This window comes from Streptomyces durbertensis, assembly GCF_014156695.1.
GTDB classification, from domain to species: Bacteria; Actinomycetota; Actinomycetes; order Streptomycetales; family Streptomycetaceae; genus Streptomyces; species Streptomyces durbertensis.
The window spans coordinates 1-499 of the sequence record NZ_WMLF01000937.1 but is presented as its reverse complement, the minus strand read 5'-3'; the positions used below and the strand labels follow the sequence as shown (position 1 = coordinate 499).

General features: G+C 74.1%; 2 protein-coding genes. Both read left to right on the top strand.

Annotated features, from left to right (window positions below):
* The coding region (locus GL263_RS27760) for a YwqJ-related putative deaminase (RefSeq protein WP_267132805.1) at positions 1–317 on the top strand (317 nt) is incomplete at its 5' end.
* The coding region (locus GL263_RS27755) for an SUKH-3 domain-containing protein (protein WP_182858469.1) at positions 257–499 on the top strand (243 nt) is incomplete at its 3' end. The genes GL263_RS27760 and GL263_RS27755, both read left to right, overlap by 61 nt.

Genomic DNA, 499 nt, shown 5'->3' with positions numbered 1-499 from the left:
ACCACCCCCTCGTCCAGGACTTCCTCGACACCCTCACCACCGCCCACCGCGAACGGCACACCGGACGCTGCCCCGAAGCCGTCCTCATCTCCCGCTACCTCACCACCGCCGAAGCCGGCCGCTCCAAACGCGCCTCCCGCAAACCCCTGACCGCCGGCGACGCCCGCCGCGCCCTCAAGAACGCCAAACTCACCACCCGGCGCATCCGCGAGGAAGGCGACCCCCGACACGGCACGTACGCCCCGCCCTGCCGCTCCTGCGCCGCGCTCCTCGCCCACTTCGGCGTCCGCGCCGTCGAACCCGCCACGACACGGTGACCACTCGCTTCCCCGCGGCCGTCGACGCCGCACTGCGCGCCGCCGGCTGGCAACCGGGACGCTGGGACATCCGCCAGGCCGAGATCTGGGCCGACACCCTGCGCGCCCACACCTCGCCCAGCGGCCACCTCCACCACGTCTTCCCCGCCGCCGTCGAAGCCTGGGCCGAGTTCGGCGGACTC